30 protein-coding genes are annotated in these 25,663 nt (G+C 51.9%); 12 read left to right on the top strand and 18 right to left on the bottom strand.

The window, feature by feature from the left end; all coding sequences use genetic code 11:
- Positions 1–220: 220 nt before the first annotated feature.
- Both N512_RS0100545 and N512_RS0100540 read left to right on the top strand, forming a co-directional pair.
- Positions 221–973, top strand: a complete 753-nt coding sequence (locus tag N512_RS0100545) for a transporter substrate-binding domain-containing protein (RefSeq protein WP_037473767.1) — start codon at positions 221–223, stop codon at positions 971–973.
- Positions 974–1,033: 60 nt separating this feature from the next.
- Entirely contained in the window at positions 1,034–1,456 is a 423-nt protein-coding gene (locus N512_RS0100540; RefSeq protein WP_028779043.1) for a thioesterase family protein, read from the top strand.
- A 31-nt stretch (positions 1,457–1,487) separates the two neighbouring features.
- Here N512_RS0100540 and N512_RS0100535 read toward each other — a convergent pair whose 3' ends face one another.
- Both N512_RS0100535 and N512_RS0100530 read right to left on the bottom strand, forming a co-directional pair.
- Positions 1,488–2,981 (bottom strand): putative bifunctional diguanylate cyclase/phosphodiesterase, encoded by a 1,494-nt coding sequence (locus tag N512_RS0100535; protein WP_028779042.1) that lies wholly within the window; start codon positions 2,979–2,981, stop codon positions 1,488–1,490.
- Positions 2,982–3,028: 47 nt separating this feature from the next.
- The gene (locus N512_RS0100530) at positions 3,029–3,871 is read right to left on the bottom strand and encodes an HDOD domain-containing protein (protein WP_025887591.1); all 843 of its coding nucleotides are present in this window, start codon (positions 3,869–3,871) and stop codon (positions 3,029–3,031) included.
- Between the two features lie 332 nt (positions 3,872–4,203).
- On the opposite strand from N512_RS0100530, the gene trhP reads away from it, so the two are divergent.
- Positions 4,204–5,580, top strand: coding sequence for a prephenate-dependent tRNA uridine(34) hydroxylase TrhP (gene trhP / locus N512_RS0100525; RefSeq protein ID WP_028779041.1), 1,377 nt, complete (start codon positions 4,204–4,206; stop codon positions 5,578–5,580).
- Positions 5,581–5,709: 129 nt separating this feature from the next.
- On the opposite strand, the gene N512_RS0100520 is transcribed toward trhP, so the two are convergent.
- Both N512_RS0100520 and N512_RS0100515 read right to left on the bottom strand, forming a co-directional pair.
- Positions 5,710–6,891, bottom strand: coding sequence for an MFS transporter (locus N512_RS0100520; protein ID WP_028779040.1), 1,182 nt, complete (start codon positions 6,889–6,891; stop codon positions 5,710–5,712).
- Between the two features lie 85 nt (positions 6,892–6,976).
- The gene (locus tag N512_RS0100515) at positions 6,977–7,645 is read right to left on the bottom strand and encodes an SDR family oxidoreductase (protein WP_028779039.1); all 669 of its coding nucleotides are present in this window, start codon (positions 7,643–7,645) and stop codon (positions 6,977–6,979) included.
- A 112-nt stretch (positions 7,646–7,757) separates the two neighbouring features.
- Between N512_RS0100515 and N512_RS0100510 the strand changes: the two genes are divergently transcribed.
- The 3 genes from N512_RS0100510 to N512_RS0100500 all read left to right on the top strand — a co-directional run bounded on the left by N512_RS0100510 (position 7,758) and on the right by N512_RS0100500 (position 9,355).
- Positions 7,758–8,696, top strand: a complete 939-nt coding sequence (locus N512_RS0100510) for a LysR family transcriptional regulator (RefSeq protein WP_028779038.1) — start codon at positions 7,758–7,760, stop codon at positions 8,694–8,696.
- Between the two features lie 199 nt (positions 8,697–8,895).
- Positions 8,896–9,147: a YfhL family 4Fe-4S dicluster ferredoxin gene (locus N512_RS0100505; protein WP_028779037.1), complete on the top strand. Its 252-nt coding sequence runs from the start codon at positions 8,896–8,898 to the stop codon at positions 9,145–9,147.
- Positions 9,148–9,154: 7 nt separating this feature from the next.
- A complete protein-coding gene (locus N512_RS0100500) occupies positions 9,155–9,355 on the top strand; it encodes a hypothetical protein (protein WP_025009447.1) in 201 nt (66 codons plus the stop codon).
- Positions 9,356–9,417: 62 nt separating this feature from the next.
- On the opposite strand, the gene N512_RS0100495 is transcribed toward N512_RS0100500, so the two are convergent.
- Complete coding sequence (locus N512_RS0100495; protein WP_025009448.1) at positions 9,418–9,786, bottom strand: acyl-CoA thioesterase; 369 nt, start codon at positions 9,784–9,786, stop codon at positions 9,418–9,420.
- 166 nt (positions 9,787–9,952) lie between these two features.
- The gene (gene ltaE / locus N512_RS0100490) at positions 9,953–10,969 is read right to left on the bottom strand and encodes a low-specificity L-threonine aldolase (RefSeq protein WP_028779036.1); all 1,017 of its coding nucleotides are present in this window, start codon (positions 10,967–10,969) and stop codon (positions 9,953–9,955) included.
- Positions 10,970–11,331: 362 nt separating this feature from the next.
- On the opposite strand from ltaE, the gene N512_RS0100485 reads away from it, so the two are divergent.
- Entirely contained in the window at positions 11,332–11,973 is a 642-nt protein-coding gene (locus N512_RS0100485; RefSeq protein ID WP_025887582.1) for a trimeric intracellular cation channel family protein, read from the top strand.
- A gap of 59 nt (positions 11,974–12,032) precedes the next feature.
- On the opposite strand, the gene tpx is transcribed toward N512_RS0100485, so the two are convergent.
- The 4 genes from tpx to N512_RS0100465 form a co-directional block, all read right to left on the bottom strand.
- Positions 12,033–12,623: a thiol peroxidase gene (gene tpx, locus N512_RS0100480; RefSeq protein ID WP_028779035.1), complete on the bottom strand. Its 591-nt coding sequence runs from the start codon at positions 12,621–12,623 to the stop codon at positions 12,033–12,035.
- 108 nt (positions 12,624–12,731) lie between these two features.
- The gene (locus N512_RS0100475) at positions 12,732–13,556 is read right to left on the bottom strand and encodes a mechanosensitive ion channel family protein (RefSeq protein WP_028779034.1); all 825 of its coding nucleotides are present in this window, start codon (positions 13,554–13,556) and stop codon (positions 12,732–12,734) included.
- Positions 13,557–13,586: 30 nt separating this feature from the next.
- The gene (locus tag N512_RS0100470) at positions 13,587–14,162 is read right to left on the bottom strand and encodes an OmpA family protein (RefSeq protein WP_037473763.1); all 576 of its coding nucleotides are present in this window, start codon (positions 14,160–14,162) and stop codon (positions 13,587–13,589) included.
- A gap of 193 nt (positions 14,163–14,355) precedes the next feature.
- The gene (locus N512_RS0100465) at positions 14,356–14,787 is read right to left on the bottom strand and encodes a PACE efflux transporter (RefSeq protein ID WP_028779032.1); all 432 of its coding nucleotides are present in this window, start codon (positions 14,785–14,787) and stop codon (positions 14,356–14,358) included.
- A gap of 85 nt (positions 14,788–14,872) precedes the next feature.
- On the opposite strand from N512_RS0100465, the gene N512_RS0100460 reads away from it, so the two are divergent.
- Positions 14,873–15,757 carry a LysR family transcriptional regulator gene (locus N512_RS0100460; protein WP_028779031.1) on the top strand — a complete coding sequence of 295 codons (885 nt, stop codon included), beginning with the start codon at positions 14,873–14,875 and terminating at the stop codon, positions 15,755–15,757.
- 63 nt (positions 15,758–15,820) lie between these two features.
- Here the strand turns inward: N512_RS0100460 and N512_RS0100455 are convergent, their stop codons facing one another.
- Positions 15,821–16,378 carry a DUF4136 domain-containing protein gene (locus N512_RS0100455; protein WP_025009455.1) on the bottom strand — a complete coding sequence of 186 codons (558 nt, stop codon included), beginning with the start codon at positions 16,376–16,378 and terminating at the stop codon, positions 15,821–15,823.
- Positions 16,379–16,556: 178 nt separating this feature from the next.
- Between N512_RS0100455 and N512_RS21870 the strand changes: the two genes are divergently transcribed.
- From N512_RS21870 to ruvX, 4 genes are all read left to right on the top strand, one after another.
- Positions 16,557–16,871: a hypothetical protein gene (locus tag N512_RS21870; RefSeq protein WP_037473761.1), complete on the top strand. Its 315-nt coding sequence runs from the start codon at positions 16,557–16,559 to the stop codon at positions 16,869–16,871.
- 181 nt (positions 16,872–17,052) lie between these two features.
- Positions 17,053–17,382 (top strand): stress response translation initiation inhibitor YciH, encoded by a 330-nt coding sequence (gene yciH / locus N512_RS0100445; protein ID WP_025887568.1) that lies wholly within the window; start codon positions 17,053–17,055, stop codon positions 17,380–17,382.
- Between the two features lie 27 nt (positions 17,383–17,409).
- Entirely contained in the window at positions 17,410–17,970 is a 561-nt protein-coding gene (locus N512_RS0100440) for a YqgE/AlgH family protein (RefSeq protein WP_028779030.1), read from the top strand.
- Between the two features lie 13 nt (positions 17,971–17,983).
- Entirely contained in the window at positions 17,984–18,403 is a 420-nt protein-coding gene (gene ruvX / locus N512_RS0100435; protein WP_028779029.1) for a Holliday junction resolvase RuvX, read from the top strand.
- A 116-nt stretch (positions 18,404–18,519) separates the two neighbouring features.
- On the opposite strand, the gene N512_RS0100430 is transcribed toward ruvX, so the two are convergent.
- The 7 genes from N512_RS0100430 to N512_RS0100400 form a co-directional block, all read right to left on the bottom strand.
- On the bottom strand, positions 18,520–19,650 hold the full coding sequence (locus N512_RS0100430) for an aminotransferase class V-fold PLP-dependent enzyme (protein WP_028779028.1): 1,131 nt from the start codon (positions 19,648–19,650) through the stop codon (positions 18,520–18,522).
- Between the two features lie 10 nt (positions 19,651–19,660).
- Complete coding sequence (locus N512_RS0100425) at positions 19,661–20,395, bottom strand: tryptophan 2,3-dioxygenase family protein (RefSeq protein ID WP_028779027.1); 735 nt, start codon at positions 20,393–20,395, stop codon at positions 19,661–19,663.
- A gap of 171 nt (positions 20,396–20,566) precedes the next feature.
- Positions 20,567–21,580: a ferrochelatase gene (hemH, locus tag N512_RS0100420; RefSeq protein WP_025009459.1), complete on the bottom strand. Its 1,014-nt coding sequence runs from the start codon at positions 21,578–21,580 to the stop codon at positions 20,567–20,569.
- Positions 21,581–21,614: 34 nt separating this feature from the next.
- Positions 21,615–22,196, bottom strand: coding sequence for a glutathione peroxidase (locus tag N512_RS0100415; RefSeq protein WP_081737044.1), 582 nt, complete (start codon positions 22,194–22,196; stop codon positions 21,615–21,617).
- Positions 22,197–22,235: 39 nt separating this feature from the next.
- On the bottom strand, positions 22,236–23,345 hold the full coding sequence (locus tag N512_RS0100410) for a hypothetical protein (protein ID WP_028779025.1): 1,110 nt from the start codon (positions 23,343–23,345) through the stop codon (positions 22,236–22,238).
- A gap of 124 nt (positions 23,346–23,469) precedes the next feature.
- Positions 23,470–24,582 (bottom strand): PilT/PilU family type 4a pilus ATPase, encoded by a 1,113-nt coding sequence (locus N512_RS0100405; protein ID WP_025887558.1) that lies wholly within the window; start codon positions 24,580–24,582, stop codon positions 23,470–23,472.
- 9 nt (positions 24,583–24,591) lie between these two features.
- Complete coding sequence (locus N512_RS0100400) at positions 24,592–25,629, bottom strand: type IV pilus twitching motility protein PilT (RefSeq protein ID WP_025009461.1); 1,038 nt, start codon at positions 25,627–25,629, stop codon at positions 24,592–24,594.
- Positions 25,630–25,663 lie beyond the last annotated feature (34 nt).

Here is a 25,663-nt window from a genome sequence, read left to right as displayed (position 1 = left end):
GCCAACTGGTTCACAATCGAAAACCCGGGCTTTGCGGCACTCGCTATGAGGGGATGCAATTTAAGCAAAACACACACCCTTTGCGAAAGGTGTGGCCCGGGTATTTGCTGATTTCAGTGGCCTGTGATTCGACTCAGGGCACAGATGGGACTTGCTCGCATCTTCCCTAAGACTCAGGTACTATTTTTAACCTTTCCAAACCAGGCGACTCAATCAAAGGATGAGAATGAGATCTGGAATAATAGCTGTATTAACTTGTTTTATTTACATGTTTTCTTCAACACTGGCTTGGGCCGAAGCAGAGACAAAAGTCTTACTCGCCGCCGAAGACAGCTGGCCACCTTTTGCCGACAGAACCGGGCAAGGCTTATCCCACCAACTGATAACCGCCGCTTTCTCTATTGAGCATATTCAAGTGGAAAGCTTGGTAGTGCCCTATTCCAGAGCCTTGATGATGGCCCGTAAGGGACAGGTGCAAGGGGTGTTCAATGTGACCCGTGAGCGCAGTACCGAGCCGGATTTTCTGTTTGGTGAAGAGCCGCTGTTTGTTGCCAATGCCTCCTTCTACTACAACAGAAATCGGCCACTGAATGCCCAAAACAAATGGCAGCTACCCAAGGACAGCGTCGTTGGGATAATCAAGGGTTACGAATACGGCGATGAATTTGCCAAACTGAGCCAACAGTTACACTTGGTACCGGTAGCCAGCCAGGAGCAATTACTCAACCTCTTACTGCTCAACCGCATAGATGCAGCCATTATGTTCGACAAGGTGGCCGAAGGTTTTATCAAACGTATGGGGGTTGAAGAGGAGATCCTACCGGCATTTTCCAACCACCAGAGCCGAATATTTCTGGCGTTTTCGCTGCAAAATGCCTCTTCTCCAAAGCTGGCCAAGGCACTGGATGAAGGACTGAGACAGATGAAACAAAGCGGTCAATACCAACAGATCATCAGCAGCAGCCGCCTCTGAGCTGACCTTTGCCGACGCGAGTGCTAAACTGCCGGGCGCGACTCAATTACAGGTATTTGCATGCAACTCAGCTTCAGCCCTTGGTTTCATTTTCAATTGCAGATCTACTACGAAGATACGGACTTTTCCGGTGTGGTGTATCACCCCAATTTTCTGAAGTACTTCGAGCGCGCCCGTGAACAGGTTATAGGGGCCAACGAACTGAAACGCCTGTGGCATTCAGATGGAATAGGTTTTGCTGTCTATCGCTCCGAACTCACCTGTCAGGAAGGGGTCGAGTTTGCCGATATCCTGGATGTCCGTACCCGCTTTGCTTTCGAAAGCAAATACCGCACAGTGTGGGAACAGGAGATCTGGCGCGAAAACGCCGCCAGGGCGGCAGTCAGTGGCCGGGTTGAAATGGTGTGCATGAATAATCAGCGCCAGCTTTGCCCTATGCCGGCGACACTACTCGAACAGTTGGGGACACAGTTAAGGGCATAGCAGCAACAAGATTGGACCTATAGCCAATAGTTCAGCTCACCGTCTTGGTTTGCATGCTGTGCTTGGCGTACCAGTATTCAAGCTCAGGTGCCGTCTTGGGTTTGGCGACAATATCACCCTGCAGCTGATCGGCCCCCAGGGAGATCAGCATCTGTTTCAGCGCCATAGATTCGACCCCCTCGACAGTAACCTCAAAACCCAGAGACTTGGCCATCTGGATGCTGGCACGCATAATGTGCTTGGCATTGCTGTTGCTGAGCAACTCTTCATTGAACGCCTTATCGATTTTGACTTCATCTACCGGCAGATTTTTCAAATAGGCCAACGACGAGTGCCCGGTACCAAAATCATCTATCGCCAGACGAATGTCCAGTTGCCGCAGCCGCTCCAGGATTTTTATCGCCTGCTCAAGATCGGCCATCAGGCTGCTCTCGGTGATCTCTATCGCCAGTACCTCACCCGGCAACTGATACTCCTGCAGTTGGCGTTCAATCTCCTGCAGCATGCAGCCGTTGTTGAGATCCTGCGCCGAAAGGTTAAGCGCTATCCGCACCTTGAAACCACCGCTGCGCCACTTGCGCTGCTGCACCATCACCTGCTCCAGCGCCCACTGACTCACCAAGCCTATCATGCCGGAATACTCGGCCAGTGGAATAAACTCGGCCGGAGAAATGGTGCCGAATTTGGGATGTTCCCAACGGATGAGCGCTTCAACCTGGCGACAAAGGCCGCTGCTCACTTCTTCTTTGGCCTGATAAACCAGATACAACTGACCTGTCTTCAACGCCTTGGGCAGGCTGTTGATGATCTCCAGCTCGCGCATTTGGATACTGTCTTCACCCGTCTGATAACCGGCCAGCAGATCACGACTATTGCGGGCTTTTTTCAGCGCCAGATCCAGGCGGCGCAACATCAGGCTGAGATCGGTATGATGGGCATGCAAATCCAGATAGCCCATCTGAATGCGGATACTCACAGGCGTACCTTCAATATCAAAAGGCACCTGTAACCTGCCCCGCAGCCGATGCAGATCTTCTTCTGTCTGTTGCTGCTCAAAGTACAACAGAAACTCATCTTCATTCATCCGCGCCAGTAACCTGGGCGCCTGCTGCAATCCCAGCAGACGGTCTGCCATCTGCTTGAGCAGCTGATCGCCAAAGGCAAAGCCAAACAGGTCATTGACGTAACGGAAACGGTAGATGTCCAGCAGCACCATGGTGCCCTGTTGCAGCGGCATCAAGGCGGTAACGCTGCGCTTGAGCCCTACCCTATTGGCAAGACCTGTGAGTTTATCTTTCCCCACAGGTGGCGGAAGGGCCTGCAGCAATTTCTCCAGGCTATTGACCAGCTCATAGAAGGCGTCCGGCACCCAAGGCAATTCAAGTGGTGCGCGCGCTTTTATCTGATTGTCGAGTTGTTTGCCGAGCAGCTTGATAAAGCGCCGCTCTTTTTGACGTTGGCGGCGCCACAAAAGGAGAATAAACACTGTGATTAACGCGATAGAAAGCAACCATGGGCCTATCATCAAAGCGGTATTCTCCCGTGAACGACAAAGATGGGTTAATTCAATACTTACTCATAGCTTTGCTTGATTGAATGGTACTTGTCCAGAAACTCATCACTGCCTAGCAGTTCGGCACTGACGGGCAAGCCCCTGTCGACAAAGACTTCCAGACGCTGTTCAAGCTCGGCGCCGGCTCGTAACTCCCCGGCATAGAAGGCCGCCGAGCGAATGAAGTCCAGGTAAGTCACATGATCCGGCAGATAGGGCAAATCAGCCCAGCGCTCGACCACTTCCATCACATCCGGGGCAAAGTCCCAGCTCTTGAGTACCGCCCGCCCTATGGGCCCTTGCATCTTGCGCACCAAGGCTCTTAGCTGATCTATGCTGCCAAAGAGCTCCGGGTGAGCCTCGGCCTCGGTCAGTACCGGCAAGGCACCGATATTATGCACCAGCCCCGCCAGGGTCAAAGTATCATAATTCAGGCCGCTACCCGGATGGGTCTTGTTATAGATAAGCAACATGGCGCCGGCCGCGGCGGTTACATCTATGGAAGTGCGCCACACCTCATCCATGACTTCCCACACCATCTCGTTGGTGGAGATGAACAACTGCTCCATGGCGATGGAGGTGGCGATGGATTTGATCTGCGCCAAGCCTATACGGGTTACGGCACTGTTGATGTTTTCCGCAGGAATACCCCGGCTGTAGAAAGCACTGTTGGCTACCTTGATCAAACGCGCCGATATGGCGGCATCCTGACCTATGATATCGGCAACTTCCCTAAGGCTTGAGTCGGGACGACTGACCACCTCCTGCACCCGCATGGCCACTTCCGGCAAGGTTGGCAGCACCAGGGTATCGTTCTTGAGTTTCCGCAACAAACCAACCAAGAGTTGATGTTCGGTAGACATGCACTCTCCAATGTAAAAAAACTGTTCAGATACTGTGACTCAGTATATCAGCAACCCCGGCAGCCGTGAGCGTAAAAAAACGCCAAGTGATATCAAGTTGCCGTAGTTGGCTACTGAAATCGACTGCCGGTCACTGTTTAATCGCCACCTTGTCCCAAATGGTACCAGAAGTCGCACCTTCCTTTGATAAGGCAAGGTTTCTTGTTGTTATGCCCGTTGTGATTGACAGCCAATGTTTGGGATATTTGCATACCCCTACTTTAATTAAGTAAAATGCCGCCCCTGCTGCCAAGTCGTGCAACCGCCGGACTGCCGTTAATTGAGAGTAAATTATGTTTAAACCAGAGCTTCTGTCTCCCGCCGGGACCCTGAAAAATATGCGTTATGCCTTTGCCTATGGTGCAGATGCCGTATATGCGGGCCAACCCAGATACAGCTTAAGGGTACGTAACAACGACTTTAAGATGGAAAACCTGGCTACGGGTATTCAGGAAGCCCATGCTCTGGGCAAGAAACTCTATGTGGTCAGCAATATCGCTCCCCACAATGCCAAGCTCAAGACCTATATCAAGGACATGGAGCCTGTGGTCGCCATGCAGCCGGATGCCCTTATCATGTCAGATCCCGGTCTCATCATGATGGTTCGTGAAGCCTTTCCCGAGCAGGTAGTGCACCTGTCGGTACAGGCCAACGCCATCAACTGGGCCTCGGTTAAATTCTGGCAGTCCCAGGGGATCAAGCGCGTGATCCTCTCCCGCGAGCTGTCACTGGATGAAATCGAAGAGATCCGCCAGCGTTGTTCGGACATAGAGCTGGAAGTGTTTGTTCACGGCGCACTTTGCATGGCCTATTCCGGCCGTTGCCTGTTGTCCGGCTATATCAATAAACGCGATCCCAACCAAGGCACCTGCACCAATGCCTGCCGCTGGAAGTATGATGCTCACGAGGCCAAGGAAAATGAAACCGGCGACATAGTCGCAGTCAATCCGGTGCAGATAGAGCAGCCGACTTTGGGCCAGGGCCCAAGCAGCGATCAGATTTTCCTGCTGCAGGAAGCCAACCGTCCCGGCGAATATATGCCGGCCTTCGAAGACGAGCACGGCACCTACATAATGAATTCCAAAGATCTGCGCGCCATTCAGCACGTAGAGCGCCTGAGCCGTATCGGCGTGGATTCATTGAAGATTGAAGGCCGCACCAAGTCATTCTACTACGTGGCGCGCACAGCGCAGCTTTACCGTCAGGCCATAGATGATGCCGCAGCCGGAAAAGACTTCGACCGTAGCCTGATGAACCGCCTGGAAGGCTTGGCCCACAGAGGTTACACCGAAGGCTTCCTGCGCCGTCATGTTCACGATGAGTACCAGAACTATGAATACGGCCACTCTATCAGTGACAACCAGCAGTTTGTCGGTGAGTTTACCGGTCAGCGTAACGCCGAAGGTCTGGCCGAAATCGAAGTGAAGAACAAGTTTTTGCTGGGCGACAGCCTGGAGATGATGACGCCACAAGGCAACATCAACCTGACATTGGAAAGCCTGCAAAACCGTAAGGGTGAAGCCATTGAGGCAGGTTTAGGTTCGGGCCATACCGTCTATATGCCGGTACCGGCCGATTTGGAACTGGACTCAGCCATCTTGCTGCGTAACTTGCCGGAGGGGACGGACACCCGTAATCCCCACGCCGAAACAAAAGCCGTAACAAAATAAACCAGGCTTGATTGAAAACAGAGAAAGGCTGCCTTAGCAGCCTTTTTTGTATGTTTTTCGCAAGCATTCACATTACCGAATACCACTGTGTTCTATATCGAATAGTCTCCAGCTACGGGGCGAAGCTTATCAGGAGATCTCGGCAGCCGGTATACGGGCATTTTCACGGCGATTGGTCGCTGTGATAAACAGCAGGCCAATCACGGGAACCAGAATGGCAGCGAATGGGATCATATCGGCACCCACTTGGCTATCGAGCACCATGCCGCCGAGAAATCCGCCGAAGGCATTGGCCAAATTAAATGCCGAGATATTGGCGGTCGCTGCTAGCTCCTGACCATCGCCACCGTGATTCATGACCCTTAGCTGCATGGCGGGCACGTTGGCAAAAGAGGCTATACCGAAGATGAAAGCCGTCACGATAAACATCAGTTTGCTCTCGACCGTCAGGCCAACCAGCAGCAGAGAAACTATCATCGCCAAGGTCCAGAACACAGATGCCTTCTGCAGATCCTTGTCAGAGGAGCGCCCACCCAAGGTATTGCCCACAATCAAGCCGACACCCACCACAACCAGGATCCAGGTCACCGCGCTTTCACCAAAACCGGTAACATGCATGGCAATGGGAGCCAGATAGCCGTAGAGGGTCATGAATCCGGACCAGGCAAAGACGGTTATCGCCAGGCTGAGCAGCAGCATGGGATTTTTAAAAGCCGCCAGTTGCGCCCTGACATCTTTGGCCTGACTGCTACCTGTGGACTGGATCACTGTCAGGATGGAAAACAAGGCAACCAGACCCAATGCGGCAACGGTCAGGAAAGTGGTATGCCAACCAAATTGTAAACCAATCCATGTTCCTCCTGGGACGCCAAGCACATTGGCCAGAGTCAGGCCGGCGAACATCTGCCCCACGGCTCGGCCGGCCATTTTTTCGGACACCAGATTAGTGGCCACCACAGCCCCTATGCCGTAAAAAGGACCTTGCACCAGGCCGCTAACAATGCGGCTTATCATCAAGACTTGATAGTCAGGGGCAAACGCCGACAACAGGTTGCCGGCAATGAACAACACCATCAAACCGGCCAGAACTTTCTTTTTGTTGAAACGTGCCAGGTAGATGGTGAGTATCGGCCCACCAAATACTATGGCCAGGGCATAAGCACTGATGAGATAGCCCGCCTGCCCTTCGGTAATTGACAATGAAGCGGCCACTTGGGGAAGTATACCGGCAATAACAAACTCGGCTGTGCCTATGGCAAATGCTGCAAGTGTCAAGATCCAGACCTGCAGCGGCATTTTTTGCTTGTTCATAATGAAATTTCCTGAGCTTTGAACGATGTCGGCTTGGCGCAGACACCGCACTATTGTTGTTGGGAATCGCTTTGGTAAAAGACGCTTAGTTGAGCAGCGCCCCGCCGTCGACATCGATAACCACGCCCGTCATATAGGGGTTTTGCAGCAATAACAGGTAGGCCAGGGCGATATCAGCAGTCTGGCCAATCCTCCTTACCGGCATGGCCGCTTCGGCGCGCTGATACATGGTGTTTCTGGCTTCGTCTGACATGCCATGGTGCGCTTGTGTGTCAGTTAACCCGGGACTGACGGCATTGACACGAATCGGAGCCAACTCCTTGGCAAGCACCCGGGTTACGGCTTCTAAAGCGGCATTGATTGCCGTTTTCACATAAGTCGCGGCAACCACTTTGCGCGCCAACATTCCGGAAGTCAGAGTGATGGAACCACCGTGTTTGATGTAACGTGCAGCCTGTTTGGCAGCATTTATTGCGCCCCAAAACTTGGTATCGAAGGCAGCTTTGGCCTGAGCCAGTTCAACATCAACCACCCTGCCTGCCGGAGCGAAGGAACCTGCGGTAATGATCAGGTGATCGAAGGCACCTACTGATTCAAAGAAGTGATAAACAGATTGCTCATCGCTGATATCCAGCCCGGTTCTACGACTCGCAACATGAACCTGTGCTCCTTCGGCCTTCAATAGCCCTGCGAGTTCGGCGCCTATGCCAGATGTTCCGCCTATAACCACATAAATTTGGTTGTCTGTTTGCATTGTGTCTGTCTCCAATTACTAAGATGGAGCCAGTATATTTGTTGGATAAATTTTGATAATTGGTTAGCATTTGAATTGATTATTCAGCTCAACCAAATAATAAGCGGGGCAAGTGGACAAATTTGCAGACATGACCTTGTTTGTCAGTATCGTCAAGAATCAGGGCCTGGCCGCCGCCGGTCGGGAATTGGGCCTGTCGCCGGCGACAGTCACCGCCAGATTGCAATCCCTTGAGGAGCGCTATGGTGTCAAGCTGCTGAATCGCAGCACTCGTCATATCTCCCTCACAGATGCCGGCGCCCTCTATCACCAGGCCAGCCTTGAAATAATCAACAGTGTCAAAGAGACGGAAAACCTGTTGCAAACCGGTACCAAAGAAGTACGGGGGCCATTGAAAATCTCGGCGCCGCGGGACATAGGCAAACAATATGTGTCGCCGATACTGACGGCCTTTACTGAGCTTTACCCGGATGTCATCCCCTACCTCTATCTGAACGACAATCTCACCAACCTGGCCGAATCCGGATTGGATATAGTGATACGTTATGGTGAACTGGCCGACAGCAATCTGATTTCCCGCAAACTGGCTTCCAGCAGAAGGGTTTTGTGCGCCTCGCCCGACTATCTGGCCAAAAAAGGCACACCCATTACGCCGCAGGATTTGGTCGGCCATGATTGCCTGGCCATGATCCGCAGTAATGAAGAGCTGAAAACCTGGCATTTTCAGGATGATGAAGGCTACAAGGCCATCACGGTTGTGCCCAAACGTTTCTCGGACGATGGTGAAGTGATCCGCCAGTGGGCGCTGCAAGGTGCCGGCATTGCCCTGAAATCAATTCTCGATGTACAGCAAGATATCAAGCAGCAACGTCTGGTTCCTGTGCTGAATGGCTATATGAAAAACTTCAGTGCTTCCTCCTCGGCAACTGGGGCTGATTTGAATGTTATTTACTTGAGTCGACAATACCAACCCAAGCGTATTCGCCTGTTTGTGAGTTTTTTGATTGAAAGATTTCGCGCCCAAACCCAAGGAAGTTCGCTGTCGAATTGAGACTTCAGGCAGGCAAAGCCTAACACCAATCTTTGCTGTGCCGCCCGGCTCACACTAATAGTGTTGCTCACAGGCACAGGCCCTGTGATAAAATCTGTGCTATGACTTAGTTTGGGCAGCACCTGCTACTGTTTTGTGCACCAAGCGTTGACCGAAAACCTGCTCGGCAGGATAAGTAATTCCGAGGTAATACAAGGCAATGGCCTTAATCATTGATGACAGCTGCATTAACTGCGACATGTGTGAGCCAGAGTGCCCCAATCAAGCCATCACTATGGGTGAAGAGATCTATGAGATAGATCCTGCGCGCTGCACCGAATGTGTTGGCCACTACGACAACCCAACCTGTGTTTCTGTCTGCCCTATAGACTGTATCGACAAGGATCCCGAACATCAGGAAACCCAAGACGAATTGCTGGTTAAATACGCTCAACTGACCGGCAAGCTATAAGGATAAAATGATGAAAACATTACTGCTTCTTGCTGCATTACTCAGTCTTGGCGCCTGTGCCGAGCTCAAGGAAACCGGCCGTACCATAGGCCATACCACCAGAGACGTGACCAAGGAGATAGGCCACACCACCCGGGATGTGACCCGTGAAATCGGCCACGCCTCCCGTGATGCCGCCAAATCGGTCAAGGAAGAATTGAAAGACTGAGCGCGCCAGCCAACCGGGCAAAGCTCAGCCTGGTCGGCAAGCGCATTCAAACATCAGAGTTATCAGGCGGCATTGGCCCGCATACCGTGAGGCACGGGCAAGCCGGCTTCATTCACATTGACGAAGACCATCTTGTCAATGCTGACAATAGGCGCCAAATTCAGTTTATTGCGCACTTCGCAGCGAATGGTGATGGAAGTATGCCCCAGGCTGATAAGCTCAAGGCCAAATTCAATCACATCCCCAAGCTTGGCCGGGGTCATAAAGTTGATTTCCGAGATAAGCTTGGTCACATGGCTGACACTCTTCATCTGGCATGCGGCGAAGATGGCCGCTTCCTCATCGATCCAGCTCATCAACTGTCCACCGAACAAGGCTCCCGCCGGGTTGAGATGTTCGTGTTTAACCAAACGCCGACTGTAGTATTTCATGTTTGCGTCCTCGCATTCGCCTGTGATTGGAATTCTCACTTGAACTAAAGCAAATTGGACGCCAAACATTCAATCAATATAATTCAATAAGTTACACCACACTTGTGTTCATAAATGCCATTGCGATGCACCAGGATCACTCCTGCTGCACCGTAATGGACCGTGTTCAAACCTGGCTGAGCACCCGCTTGAAAGCCTGCAAAGTCTTATCGATATCGGCAGCGCTGATATCTTTGTGAGTCACCAGGCGTAGTTGCCGAGCGCCGCTGATACGAACTCCTTCCTGCAACAAGCCTTTGACCAGAGCTTCAATATCCACTGCATCGGCCAAAGTGGCAAACACCATATTGGTTTGTACCTGGCTCATATCCAGTGCCAGCTCATCCAACTGACTCAAACCTTCGGCTAAAGCCTTGGCATTAGCGTGATCTTCCGCCAAACGCGCCACCTGCTCAGTCAAGGCCAGCTCAGCTGCAGCAGCCAGGATCCCGGCCTGGCGCATCCCGCCACCCAACATCTTCCGCCAGCGACGCGCCTTATGAATAAGCCGCTCATCCCCGAGTAATAAAGAGCCAACCGGCGCCGCCAACCCCTTGGAGAGACAGATGGATACCGAGTCGAAATATTGGGTTATATCGGCTATCTCCAGTCCTTGCGCCACGGCGGCATTGGCCACCCTGGCACCATCGAGATGGATTTTCAAACCGTGATTGAAGGCCAGCTGCTGCGCCCTGGCCAGATATTCCTGTGGCAATACCTTTCCGCCTATGGTGTTTTCCAGGCTTAATAGACGAGTGCGGGCAAAGTGAAAATCATCGGGTTTGATGGCAGCACGAATATCTTCGAGCGCTATGCTGCCGTCGGCCTGATTATTCAGTGGTTGAGGCTGAACACTGCCTAACACGGCCGCGCCACCGCCTTCAAACTTGTAATTGTGGGCGTGTTGGCCACACAGGTATTCATCACCCCGCTCGCAATGGGACATGAGTGCCAACAGGTTGGCCTGAGTGCCCGAGCTGGTAAACAAGGCACTGTCAAAGCCGAACATCTCGGCGGCCATGGCTTCCAGGCGGTTAACCGTCGGGTCATCGCCGTAGACGTCATCGCCCACCTGCGCGGCCGCCATGGCCTGGCGCATTGCGGCAGTAGGTTGGGTCACGGTATCGCTTCTGAAATCTATCATCTCTCCCCCATATCACATCCAGTTGCCCCGCATTAAGATACATGGGGCCAAAACACTCTAGCGCCGCTCGGCTTGACTGTACAGCACCAAGAGGGCAAAGCTAAATAACTGGACTTTTTACCAAACTGACACATCCAAACAGCCCAAACAAAACGAGAGAAAGACAAGCACACATATCAATCAGTAATCCTCATGCCAGATAAATAACAAAACCATTTAAAATCATAAAAATACACAAGTAATGCACAAAAAACACCAATCAACCATAAATATAACTAATCCAAAAATTTAAATAAAATCACTATTAAACTGCGGTATTTTCCGGCAGAATTCTGATCCTTTGTTATTTTGATGCGAATATTATGCAAGAAGCTCAGTTTATCGCCATACTTTGGCTGATTGGTGTACTGGCCGAAGCAATGACCGGCGCATTGGCGGCGGGTAAAAAACAGATGGATCTCTTTGGCGTGGTAATTGTGGGGTGCGCCACCGCCATAGGCGGCGGCACGCTCAGAGACATGCTATTGGGTAACTACCCGCTGATCTGGGTAGAAAACTGGCATTATCTGGTGGCTATCGGCTTTGCTTCTCTGCTGACTGTGATAATTGCCCCTGTAATGCGTTACCTGTCAAAGCTGTTTCTGGCAATCGATGCCCTTGGCCTGGCTGTGTTTTCCATTGTCGGAGCCCAAAAGACCCTGCTGCTGGGTTTCAGTCCCGTAGTGGCTGTGGTAATGGGGGTGGTTACCGGGGTTTTCGGCGGTATTATTCGCGACATTCTCTGTAATCAGATGCCGCTGATCTTTCGCAAGGAGCTGTACGCAGTGATCTCCATCATCACTGCCGGGCTCTATGTATTTTTGTCACAGTGGCAACTGGCCGAATGGATCAATCTCAGCCTGTGTCTCACTCTGGGTTTCAGTTTGCGGATGCTGGCCATCAAGTATCACTGGGCCATGCCAACCTTCGACTACCAAACCGGCTCAGATCCACATCTGGACTAAGTGAGCAGAGTCACCCTCTAAAACTGAAAACGCCGGCACACAAGCAGGCGTTTTCACATTCAGCCCTTGCTGATTTCGCTCAAGGCCTTGAGCGCCGCGTCGTAATCAGGATGGTGAGACACATCTGCCACCAGCTCACGGTACTTGAGCTGGCCATTGGCATCTATAATAAATATCGCTCTGGCCAGCAAGCCTCGGTTAGGGATCAACAAACCATATTTATTACCAAAATCACGCCAGACTGAGTCTGATAATACCTTGATTTTATCGACATTCTCCACCTTGCAGAAACGTTTCTGGGCAAAGGGTAAGTCCTCACTGACGGTCAACATGATCACTGAATCATCAAACTTGCTGAACTCCTTATTGAATCTCTTGGTCTGCAGGGCACAGACGCCGGTATCCAGACTGGGAACCGCGCTGATAAGTACAGTCTTACCCTTGAAGTCACTTAAAGTCACTGGGGCAAACTTGTCATCCACCACCTTAAACCCTGGTGCAAGCTGGTTAAGCTCGGGCAACCTACCCATCAAGGTGACACTCTGGCCGCCCATTTTGACTTCGGCTGCCACTTTCCCTTCTGTCGCCATAGCCGAGGCGCTCGCCAAGGCCAATACACACACGGCGCTCCACTTTGTCAGTTTCAACATAGTTTTCTCCATCAATTCTGGTTCAAATTCATCCTGGCTAATATAACCCATTGTCAGAATACAGGTAAAAAAAGACCGGCATCTGCCGGTCTTTGTCCAAAGCTGAACTTACTTGGAAGGCAGCTCTTTGACATGCAGATCCATCTGAGGATATGGAATGCCAATGCCGTTTTCGTCCAGAGACTGTTTAATCTGCTCCATCAGTTCGAAGTAGACCCCCCAGTAATCAGCGGACTTCACCCAAGGGCGAACCACATAGTTAACCGAAGAGTCAGCCAAGGTGTGCAGACCGACTGTATAACCAGGCTCTTTCAGTACTTTTTCATGGTTATCGAGAATGCTAGTCAGTATCTGCTTGGTATGACGGATATCTGCATCGTAAGAAACCCCGATCACCAGATCGATGCGGCGCTTGTCCATAGCCGAGTAGTTGGTGATGCTACCGTTCATGATAGTGGAGTTGGGCACTATGATGACCTTGTTATCCGGGGTTTTCAGACGAGTTGAAAAGATAGTGATTTCATCGACAGTACCGGCAACACCAGCAGCTTCAATATAATCTCCCACGCGGCAAGGGCGGAACAGAACCATCAAGACCCCGGCGGCAAAGTTAGATAGTGAGCCTTGCAGCGCTAAACCCACGGCCAAACCAGCGGCACCGAGAACCGCAACCAGAGACGCGGTCTGAATTCCAATCTGCCCCAAAGTAGCGATAACCGTGAACACAAACACCACTGCCCAAGCCATATTGGCCACAAAAGAAACCACGGTTTGGTCTATCTTGCGTTTGCTCAATACTTTAGCCGTAACCTTCTTGGCCACATTAGACAGATATTTACCGACAAAGAAAATAACAATGGCAAGCAATATCTTGATGCCGTAGGCTGCTATTAACTCAGGCGCCTGTTGCAATAGCCCTTCGAGATTTTCCATCATAAAACTCCCTTTAACACCTTGTTTAAATTACTTAGGTAAATCGACCACAAACTCAACCCTGCGGTTAAGGCTGCGGCCTGAGACATTGGTATTATCAGCGGCAGGCTGCTTACTGCCATATCCACGAGTACTGAATCGCGCCGCCGGAAAACCATAATCCTTAATCAATATTGCTTTAGCACTTTCGGCCCGGGCTGCAGATAAAGGTTGATTTATGGCATCCGAACCGCTGATATCGGCATGCCCTTCAATACTCAGGTTTACATTGTATTGCTCTAGAAAAACTTTCATTTTGGCCAGTTGCGGCCACTGCGCCAGAGGTATCTGCGCCGAGCCCAAGTCGAAATATAGCCTGACAGGTTCAGCGATGCCGCAACCTGCAGGATAGGCACCGGCAGCAGTTGTTGGCAGACAGATATCCGTCAGAGAAAAGGCCTTGTCCAAGACACAACCATTGGCACTCACTGGTATCAGTGTCTGAGTTCCGGGACAGGCATCTTTGTTATCAGGGACGCCATCACCGTCTGAGTCACCCCAGGCAAACACGCCCCAACTCAACAACAATAATGCCAAGCCTAAAGTCACTCGCCAACCACTTATCACTCGGCTCTCCCCGCTCATTTAAGCCATAGTATCGACTGTGTCACTGCAGAGAATAATCCACAATCAACATTGAAGCTTTGATGACTCAAGTCACAGTTTTTCAGAGACACATTGTATAGATATCCGTATTTTTAACCAAGACAAACCATTATTGGTTGATGACAATTAGTGAATGAATTAACGGAACAGCATTTTATTGTTTAACACCTTGCTGATATGGGCCGACATACTTGAGCCACAAACTGTCATAGAACCAGTTAAACAAGGGGTTGTAGCAAAAGAAGAACACCAGAATACCGGCTTCGATAAAGAAAGCGTTGAGCAAGCTGGTTTCCAGCGCCCAGGCAATAGCGGGAACCGTCACCAGAATGAGTCCACCTTCAAATCCCAGGGTATGCAATAACCTGAGCCCAATACCACGGGCATCACGGTTATTGCCATAAAGCCGGTCAAACCCCAGGTTGTACAAGTAGTTCCACACAATGGCACACAAACTTAAGAAAACACTCACGCCTGCCATGGTGCCCACTGCGCTGCCTGTGGCCCAGGAGGCAACCGGGATTAATAGAATAAGGGCTATGGCTTCGAATAGCAGTGCCTGAAAAATACGTTCTTGAGTAGTCATGCTTATTTCCATTCTGATTAACAGGCCGCGGATTATCATCTATCATCAAGATACTTAAAAGTTAGATACCATCACCAATAGTGATATGTTAACCACAGAACAATTGGAAGCTTTTGTCGCCAGTGTCGAGACGGGCTCCTTTTCAGCCGCCGCCAGACAACTGGGTAAAGTGCAATCCGGTATTAGCCAGCAGATAATGAATCTGGAGCTGGATACCGGGCTGCAACTCTTTGACCGCAGCGGTCGTTATCCCCAATTGACCGCGGCTGGGCATCACCTGTTGCCCTACGCCAAAGCCGTGTTGGCGCAGCACCGCAGATTGGCTCAACAGGTATCCGGTTTGGGCAGTGACACATCAATGGAAGTGATTTTGGCGGTTGATGAAGGGATCCCCTACAACCGCCTCGGCGATCTGCTCAGGCAACTGGAACAGGAGTTTCCGCAAATTTGCCTGAGTTTGCTGTGCGCCTCTAGCAAAGATGTGATTGCTCTGGTCAAGGAAGGCAAAGCCACTGTGGGCCTGCTGTTTAGTGAACCGGTTTACCCCGAAACCCTGGACTTTGAAACCATAGGCACTGTGACTTTTGAGTTACTGGTCAGCCCCAAACACCCCTTGGCCGAGATACGTGCCATGCATACGGATATTCTCAAACTGCACAGACAACTGGTCATAGGCAGCAAATACTCGAGTAATTTCTGGTTCGATCAGGTGCACTCGCCGGATGTTTGGTTTGCCGACAACTATTACGTCCTGTTGGAGCTGGCCAAACAAGGGTTTGGTTGGGCACTGCTGCCAAGGCCTTTGGCTCAGGAAGCAATGAGTAAGGGGGAATTACAGGCCGTAAAGCTGGATTTTGAAGTAGGCGGCTGGCAGGCCAATGTGGATGTACTCCAGTCATCGGCCAGTCAGGTGTCCAGAGTCAATGTCAGAATGCGGCAACTACTGCGTGAACTGCTTAAAAAACAATAAAGCGGCTTTATGCCGCTTTATTCCAATGTTGAATTCCCACAATGTGCCCGCGTGGATCAGAGGTTATTTTTCCACCTTGGGCGGGAAGTTGCTCATTACACTGGCTACCGCCTCGTTAACCTTGGCAATACGCTTTTGCGGAGTATCGCTATCGCGAATAGTGTCAGCCACTGAGCCACGCCAGATGAGCTTGCCGGACTTGGCGTCGACCAGATCCACAATCAAGGTACCGACTTCATATTCGCGTACTGTGGTTTGGGTCTGCATATTGCCACCCCAGCCCCAACCCGGCCCCCAATATGGGTTGTAACCATAGTTGGTGTTGAAAGTGTCGACATTGATTTTCTTGTCTACCTTGGTCAGATAGTTAACCAGGATATCGGCGTTTTCCTTGGTAGCAATCTGCAGGCCCTTTTGTGCCAACTGCCGATCCAAGGCATCACGTACTCGCTGATCCATCAAACCATCCAGATGATAGCTGGTGTCTTCGGATTGCTTTTCCACCCAGGCATAACTCTTGTACTGGCTGAAGTTCACACCCGGGTCATAATCCCAGCCAGTATTCAGTGTACTGCAAGCACTTAGCATCAGTGCCATTGCGGCTGTTATCAGATACTTCATCGAAATTTCCTCGTTTACCCAGGCCAGGAAACGGCCATAAAAACCCATGAAATCAGCTTACATTTCAATCTTCTGCTCTACAACCGAATTTAACAAAATTTAGTTTACCGATTCAGCTTGACTTCAGTATAGCACCAAATGATAATGATTATCATATAGATTAAATGGTGAATGACTCATGCTTTGGTATCTCGCATTCTTTATTATTGCCAGTGGCGTTTTGCTGACTCGAAATTCTCTGCTGCAACAGGCGCAGGAACTGGCCGGAATAGGCAGCATCAATCAAGCCAGGCGTTTGCTTATCCTGCCGCTGCTCATTCTCGGTTGGCTCGGTGCCAGATTGGTCGAGCAACAGATTTCACCTTTTGATCTGGCCGCTTTCGGCTTCGTCCTGACGACACTGACACTACTGTTGCCCAAGCTAAGAATACTGATGCTGCCCTGCGCCTTTTTATCTGTGGTGGCAGTGCTTGGCGGAATACTGCTTTCCTGACATCTTCTTGTGATTGCCGGCGTCCAAGCCGGTGGCTGATATTGTTCCCTGCACAATTTCAGTTTTTTACCAGCCACCTTAATGGTGGCTTTTTTTTGATTTCAGCGGCTTGGAGCAAGCCATTGGGCGCTTAGGCTAAATCTGCTAGACTGCGCCCATAAGCCATAGATCAGCATCAACAATGAAAACAGATCCCAATGTCAGTTTGGTATACAGTACCGACAAAGGCCGTATTAGCCAGCCCAAGGAACAAGCTACAGTCCCGACATCCGATGGTATCGTCCGGATCCACAAGGACAGCAAGGGCCGCAAAGGCAAAGGTGTTTCAGTAATCAAGGGGCTGGGACTGGACGCCAAGGCGCTGAAAGATCTGGCGCAAAAACTCAAGAAGCAGTGCGGTTGCGGCGGCACGGTAAAAGCGTTCGACATCGAGATTCAGACCGACAATCGTGAGCAACTCCAGGGCCTGCTGGAGAAGCTGGGCTACAAGGTGAAGCTGGCCGGCGGCTGACAGGCAACAAGTACCAGGAGCAGTATGATGGACAGTTTGCAAAATCATTTTCTTATCGCCATGCCTTCGCTCGATGATACTTTCTTCGAGCGTTCGCTCATCTATGTGTGCGAGCACGACAGCCAGGGCGCCATGGGACTCATGGTCAATCGTCCCATAGGCATTGAGGTCGATGAGTTACTGCTGCAGATGGAGCTGGCAGAAGAGGTATCTCTCAAGCCTTCAATAGACAACAGCGTTCTGGTAGGCGGTCCGGTCAACCCGGAGCGGGGCTTTGTGCTGCACAGCAGTCAACCCTATTGGGCCAACAGCACTGCCATAAATGACGAGATAATGTTGACCAGCTCACGGGATATTCTCACCTCTCTTGGCACCTCAAAGGCGCCGGAGCATTTTCTGGTGGCGCTGGGATACGCTGGTTGGAGCCGCCACCAGCTGGAGCAGGAACTGGCGGAAAACAGCTGGCTGACCATTCCCGCCACACCCGAGATACTGTTCAATACTCCCCATGAGCATCGTTGGCTCAAGGCCACCCAATCACTGGGATTCGATATCTGGCAAATGTCCAGCCAGATGGGACACGCTTGATTACAGAGGCAAAATGACAGCAAAAACCGTACTGGGCTTCGATTTCGGCACCAAGAGCATAGGCATAGCCATAGGTCAGCAGTTGACCGGCAGTGCCAGCCCACTGACATCCATCAAGGCAATGGATGGTATTCCCGATTGGCAGCAGATAGCGGCTTTAATCGAAGAATGGCAACCGGATCTCGTGGTGGTGGGACTGCCACTCAATATGGATGGCACAGAGCAAGAGATGACCCAGAGAGCCCGTAAGTTTGCCAACCGTATTGCCGGGCGTTTCGGTGTCAAGGTAGCCACCCAGGATGAACGCCTGACCACGGCCGATGCCAAGGCCAGATTATTTGAACTCGGTGGCTTCAAGGCGCTGACCAAGGGCCAGATCGATGCCGTCTCTGCTGTGCTGATCATCGAAAGCTATTTCGAGAACCAGTACTGAAACCTCTGCGGCTTAAAGACCCCCGGGGAGTTTAAGCCGCAGCTGGTCCAATCTTATTTCGGCTTCCTCAGGAATGAGTCTCATCTGAATCGGCCCTAGATCCTGCCCCCAAGCTATCAGGGCCTTTTGCCGGCCAACTGTCTGAGCCCCTGCAGTAAAACCTCCATATCCTCACCATCGGTATAGATATGCGGCGAAAAGCGAAAGCCAAATCTTGGGCGCAAGTCTGTCTTGATCCCCAGTCTGTTGAACACTTGCTGCGCCGCCTGCCTATCGGCGAAATCGACTACCACAGTGCCACTGCGCTCGCCGCTGATATTGGGCGTTACCACCTTGAGTTCATGACTCAGGGCACAATCCAGGATCCCCTGCCCCAGACGCTGGTTGTGTTGATAAATTTGACTATCGCCGAAAGCGCGGAGCTGCTGTAGTGACGCCGCTGCCAGCATGTAAGGCAATATGGAAGGTGTGCCCCCCCAAAACCTTTTTGCTCCCTTGGCATAGCGAAAATCATGGATATCGAACTCAAACGGCGCCTCATGGGAGAACCATCCCAGATCCACAGGCTCCAGCGTCTGGGCCAACTTATCGCTGAGCCATAAAAAGGCCGCCCCCGGGCCAGCACAACACCATTTAACGCAGGAACCCAAGACAGCATCAGCCTGCCACTGCCCCAAATCTATCGGTATAACTCCGAGAGACTGGGCAATGTCCACCACAGTCATTACTCCTAAGCTTCGGGCCAGAGCGCAAATTTCACTCACAGACTGTAACTGACCGGTTTCAGAAATGGCATGGGTGATAAAGGCCAGCGCCACATCCTCTCCCAAGGCCTGTTGCCACTGACTCAAAGACACCAGCCCGGCTTGCGGCTCAAGCAGCTGCAGGCGGTAGCCCTTCTTCTCGGCCTGTTGCAGTACAAACCCCATGGAGGGGAAATCCAGTTCGGTGGCCAAGATCCGCTGACCGGGCTTGGCATTCGGCAGGGCGCCGACCAGCTTGGATAAAGCCGAAGAGAGATTCAGCTGCGGGCAAAAGCCACTGGCGGGAACTCGGGTCAAAGCCGCAAGTTGCTGCAAAAACAGCTCAACCCCCTCGAGCCACACAGGCCAGGCGTCACCGCCTTGATGTTTCCAGGCGCCGAGAAACTCGCTGACCGCAACTTCGCAGCCCTTTGGCATGGCGCCCACAGAGTGGGACAAAAAATAGTGCCCTTCGGGCAGATGAAAACGCGATTTCAACGACATTCCAGGCTCCTCAGTCGGCAATCGAGTCGCGTTTGACACCGTAAACACCGCCCCAGATATCTGTCATCTGACCGCGAATTTGCCATAGTTTAGGGAAAAACTGCATCTTCATACCTGAGTTGAGGATTTCAGTGCTGCGCCCCTTCAGTGACATGCTGTCTATGCCTATGCTTCTGTGGATGAGTTTGATGTGATGGTAACGGAAGTGCTGAAACAGCTGGTCGTACTCTATCATGGCCTCGGCCACCATATAGCTTTCATCGTGACTGTATTCACTGTTGTATATCTGCTCGACCGTCAGCCCCTTTTGCTCAAGGTAGACTCGCTCAAAGGTGAGCCACAGCGGCTTATAAAGCTGCAACAGGGTTTTGAATCCCGGTGATTCCTGACCGCTGCCGTTGCCCAGTTGCAGCCGAATGGCCTGATAATCCTTGATAGACATAGTGTCGAGAATACTCAGTTGCTCGATAAGAAACCCCATCGCCTTATGTACCCTGGAAAACAGGGTCAACACCTTGAAGGTCTCCCCTGCGGCCATACGCTCATCAATCTCCAGCAGGGTGTAACAGATGAGCTTCATCCACAACTCCTCCGACTGATGCACTATTTGAAACTGCAACTCATCGGCGTTACACAGTTGCTCATAGGGCTTCTGGCAGCTGAGCAATTTGGGAGTATTGAGGTACTTTTCATAATCCAGTCGACCCTCTCCGGCCATGCTGGCATATATCTGCTCGCGATCCATGATGCCTTATCCTTATTCTTGTATTGTTAACCATAAATTAACATTCAACTTGCCAAGCTAAGGCATAGCGTGGCAGGCAACAAGGGCAGCGAAGCGATCCGCAAACAGCGGCAGTGTCAAATATTGTTGGCAGGGCTGCCGGACTGCAGCCCTGGATAGGGGGACGAGCGCTTACAGATAGGGACGAACCAACTCCGCCATCATCTCTATATGGCGCGGTCTGTCGTTGAGCGCCGCTATATAGCGGAATGACTTACCACCGGCCTGTTCGAAAAACTCACGGTTCTGCCCGGCAATCTCCTCCAGAGTTTCCAGGCAGTCGGCGCTGAATGCAGGACAGGCAACGGCTACATCTGTGATCCCCTGCTTTGGCAGAGCCATCATGGTTTCATCCGTGTAAGGGCCCAGCCATTTGGCCTTGCCGAAACGGGACTGGAAGCTACTGATCACATCATCCTCTGCCAGCCCAAGACGCTCGACCAACAATCTTGAGGTCTTGATACAGAAGCAGTAGTAAGGGTCGCCCAGCTTGAGATTCCGCTCCGGCATACCATGGTACGACAGCACCAATTTCTGCGGTTTGCCGTGTTGGGCAAAGTCTACTTCGATGGACTCGGCCAGCGCCTCGATAAACAGCGGATTATCGTGGTAGGTATGGATAAAGTGCAGCGACGGCAGGTAACGCCATTGAGTCAACTCTTTGGCTATGGCATCAAATGCAGAGCCCGTGGTAGGGCCGGCATATTGAGGATAGAGCGGCAGCACAACCAGTTTATCGACCCCTTGATTGTGCAGGCGTTTGAGCACATCGCCCACCGCCGGGTTGCCGTAACGCATCGCCAAGGCAACTTCGGCTTCAACGCCTTCGGCCTTGAGTTTTTCTGCCAAGGCCTGGGTCTGGCGCTCACTGATATCCATCAGTGGCGAGCCCTTATCAGTCCACACCTCACGGTAAAGGGCCGCCGATTTGGCCGGCCTGACCCTGAGAATAATGCCATGGAGAATAAGCTTCCACAGCGCCTTGGGGATCTCCACCACCCTGGGATCGGAGAGAAATTCGGCCAGATAACGCCGCACCGCCGCGGGTGTCGGTGCGTCCGGCGTCCCCAGATTCAACAGCAATATCCCGGTTTTACCACGCCCGGCGTGGCCCTTGTCTTTATCAAGACCGATAAACTTAGCCAAAATCACCTCAGATAGAAAACGAATAAGTCAGATATTAAAGCACAGATTCAATCGCTTTGATCAATTCATCACTATCGGGTTTGACTCTGGAGTTAAAGCTCTGCACCTGTTTACCGTCGCCACTGACCAGGTACTTGTAGAAGTTCCACTTGGGCGCGCCGGCCTGCTGCCCCAGATAGGCAAATACCGGGTTCACATCACTGCCACGAACCGCAGAGGTAGCCACCATGGTAAAGGTCACGCCATAGTTGATGTAGCACACCTTGGCGGTATCTTTCTCTTCGTTTTCTTCCTGGAAGAAGTCATCGGATGGGAAACCTATCACCACCAGCCCGCGCTCGCGGTAGTCCTTATGCAGGGCTTCAAGCGCTTTGAATTGAGGCGTAAAACCACAATTGCTGGCGGTATTGACCAGAAGCACAGGTTTACCTTGGGTGAGTTCACATAGGTCGACAGACTCCTGGGAATGGAGCTTTCTCAACTTGATATTGAGGTAATCGGGGCACTGACCGGCAACAGCCGCCGTGGGCGCTAAAGCCAATGCTGTAAAAGCCAGCCTCTTCAATGCAGGCCCGGTTAAATTCAATCTTGCCAAGGGCTTGAACACCTTCACCATAACACCTCCATTTGTTTTTATTCTTACCAGCTTCAGCCGTTAAAAGTAGAAGCCAACATTGATATTCAGCCTTGAATGCCAGCTGCTGTCGCCTTCGGCAATACCTATGCCGGGGCCGTTGACAAACCACATGTTTTTACCGGCGATCCAGTCCACGTAGGAGTAAAACTTACCGGCGCTGATGGCGCATCCTGTGACATTCTGCACCGAATCATCCAACCCGGTACCCGAGGCAAATACCTGGCTGTAGTCGTTATAACAGTTGAGCTGAGTGATAGGGCCCCAATCAACATCTATGGTGCGCGAAAGGTTAAATGTGAGCACATCGGCCTCGGTCGCTATCTCAAACGGGTAGGCAAAGGCCGACAGTGCCAAACGCTCGCCTGGCATGTCATAGTCATAATGCAGATACTGCACCTGAGTCTGCCAGGCGTGCCAATCCATTTGCCAATGGGCTGCTACCGCCAAGCCATCTGTGTCTTCACCGGCAACGGCGCCGGCCATTGGCTTGTAGTCCAAACGGCTATATTGCACAGAAGCGCCCAGTTTATGGGCAAACTCACCGGACTTCAGGCTGCGCTCGACTCTGGCGTTAAACTGCCCTGCCTCTTCATAGGGGGCGTTTTCTGTGGTGGCGACATCGAAGGAATAGCGCTTGAAGCGGCTACCGTCGCCATATTCATCATTGGCAAACCAGGCGAGATCGTAGCGCCAGCCGTCCTTGTTGTACTGCCAGTGAATACCAGCATCATAGTCGTCTTCAAAGCCGAGATAATAAGTCGCGCCGAACCAGAAGGAATGAGCCGCATAGGGCAGCAAACCGAAAGGCACCTGGGTGACCCCGAGGCGAATGTCCGAGTTTTCTGAAAAGCGATAGCCAAAGAAGGCATGCTGGATCACATCCTGATCCTGATACCAGCGGTACTGAGCCGACGCGAACAGTTCTCCGTTATCGTATTTGACATCGGCGCGAAACAGCTCGAACTCCAACTTGGCATCGTCATCATAGTCTTTCCAGCCATAGTTGACTCGTACCGCCCCGCCGATATCCAGCTCGTCGGAAACCGGCACGGCCGCGGCCGGCAGAGTGAAACAACCGGCCAGAGCCAGACCCAAAGCTGAAAATAAAGTGGTTTGCTGCAATTGCATTCCCCTTCCATCCTTTTCACAAAACAGGCGCAACACAATAACAAAAAGATAGCTCTTTTTCGAACAATCCACTCAATACAAACAAAAAAGGCGTCATTCCGACGCCTTTTGCAGTGCTTTCCCACTAATCCATATCCAGGGTAACTCCCTCCATGAAACCTGAGTTGCCGGTGTCATTGCTGTGGAGTTTAATCATGAGTCGCAGGTCGTTTGGCGAGTCGGCATGATGCAGTGCATCGGCGTAGCTGATCTCCCCTTCACAGTAGAGCTTGAACAACGCCTGGTCGAAGGTTTGCATCCCCTGCTCGTTGGACTTGGCCATGGTATCCTTGAGCACGTGCAGTTCGTTCTTTTGAATAAGACTGGCCACCCTGGGGGTGTTGATCAGCACTTCGATGGCGGCGCGCCGGCCGCTGCCGTCCACCTTGGGCACCAACTGCTGGGCCACAATACCGCGCAAGTTAAGCGACAGGTCAAATAGCAGTTGTTGGTGCTTACTCTCTGGCACCAGGTGCATGATGCGATCCAGCGCCTGGTTGGCGTTGTTGGCGTGCAGGGTTGCCATACACAAGTGGCCGGTTTCGGCGAACGACAGGGCAAACTCCATGGTTTCCTGGGTACGGATCTCACCGATAAGGATAACGTCCGGCGCCTGGCGCAATGAGCTCTTGAGCGCCGCATCAAACGACTCGGTATCTATACCCACTTCCCGCTGGGTGATAATGCTCTTGCCGTGTTGGTGAACAAATTCCACCGGATCTTCGATGGTGAGTATGTGTCCCCTAGCATTAGCATTACGGTAACCGATAAGTGCCGCCAGCGAGGTGGACTTACCCGTACCGGTTCCCCCGACCATGATCACCAATCCGCGCTTGCTCATTACCAAGTCTTTGAGAATGGGCGGCAGGTACAGCTGCTCCACAGTAGGGATCTTGGTTTCGATACGCCGCATCACGCAGCCCGCCGACTCCCGTTGCCAGAAGGCACTGACCCGGAAACGCCCCAGCTCTTTGGCGCCCACGGCAAAGTTACATTCGCGGGTCTCGTGAAACTCCTTTTTCTGCTCCGGCGTCATCAAAGACTCAACAAACTCCAGCGACTGCGCCGGGGTAAAGGCGTTTTCCGCCAAGGGCCTGAGTTCACCGTCCACCTTGGCACTGGGAGGAAAGGCAGCGGTAATAAAGAGATCCGAGGCCTTGCGATCCACCATAGCCTTGAGAAAAGGTCTGACTTCCATGGGAACTCCTTAGAAATTTGCTTGTTTGTTGGAGCTCTTGGCCATGGCATCTTCCCGACTGATCAAGCCGCGATTCACCAGGTTCTGCAGGCTCTGCTCCAAGGTTTGCATGCCATGGGCCATACCGGTTTGGATAGCAGAATACATCTGTGCCACCTTGTCCTCACGGATAAGGTTTCGGATAGCCGGGGTTCCCATCATGATCTCATGGGCCGCCACCCGGCCGCCGCCAACTTTCTTGATCAGGGTCTGGGAGATAACCGCCTGCAACGACTCAGACAACATGGTACGCACCATGTCCTTCTCGCCTGCGGGGAATACGTCAACCACACGGTCAATGGTCTTGGCCGCCGAGGTGGTGTGCAAGGTACCGAACACCAGGTGGCCGGTTTCTGCCGCGGTCATCGCCAGGCGTATGGTTTCCAAATCCCGCATCTCACCGACCAGGATGACATCGGGGTCTTCACGCAGGGCGCTTCTGAGGGCAGCGTTAAAGCTGTGGGTATGGCGGTGCACTTCCCGCTGGTTGATAAGGCATTGCTTGTTTTGGTGCACGAATTCGATAGGGTCTTCAATGGTGAGAATATGATCGTGGCGGTTCTCATTGACGTAATCTATCATCGCCGCCAGGGTGGTACTCTTACCCGAACCTGTGGGGCCGGTTACCAGCACCAGGCCGCGAGGATATGAAGCGATTTTCTTGAAGATTTCCGGCGCGCCCAGTTGTTCCAAAGTCAAAATGTCGCTGGGAATAGTACGAAAAACCGCGGCGGCGCCGCGGGACTGATTGAAGGCATTGACACGAAAACGCGCCAGATTGGGAACTTCAAAGGAAAAGTCGATTTCCAGAAACTCTTCATAATCCTTACGCTGCTTGTCATTCATTATGTCGTAGACAAGTCTGTGAACCCCTTGGTGATCAAGCGCAGGGACATTAATCTTTCTGACCTCGCCGTCGACGCGTATCATGGGAGGCACACCGGCCGACAGGTGCAGATCCGAAGCGTTATGCTTTACACTAAAGGCCAATAATTCAGTGATTTCCATAGTTTGGGATATCCGTTCAACCAAAAAGTTTACA

The organism is Shewanella sp. 38A_GOM-205m, assembly GCF_000518445.1.
GTDB lineage: Bacteria > Pseudomonadota > Gammaproteobacteria > Enterobacterales > Shewanellaceae > Shewanella > Shewanella algae.
The sequence above is the reverse complement of the archived record's forward strand: the minus strand, read 5'-3'. Positions and strand labels throughout refer to the sequence as shown.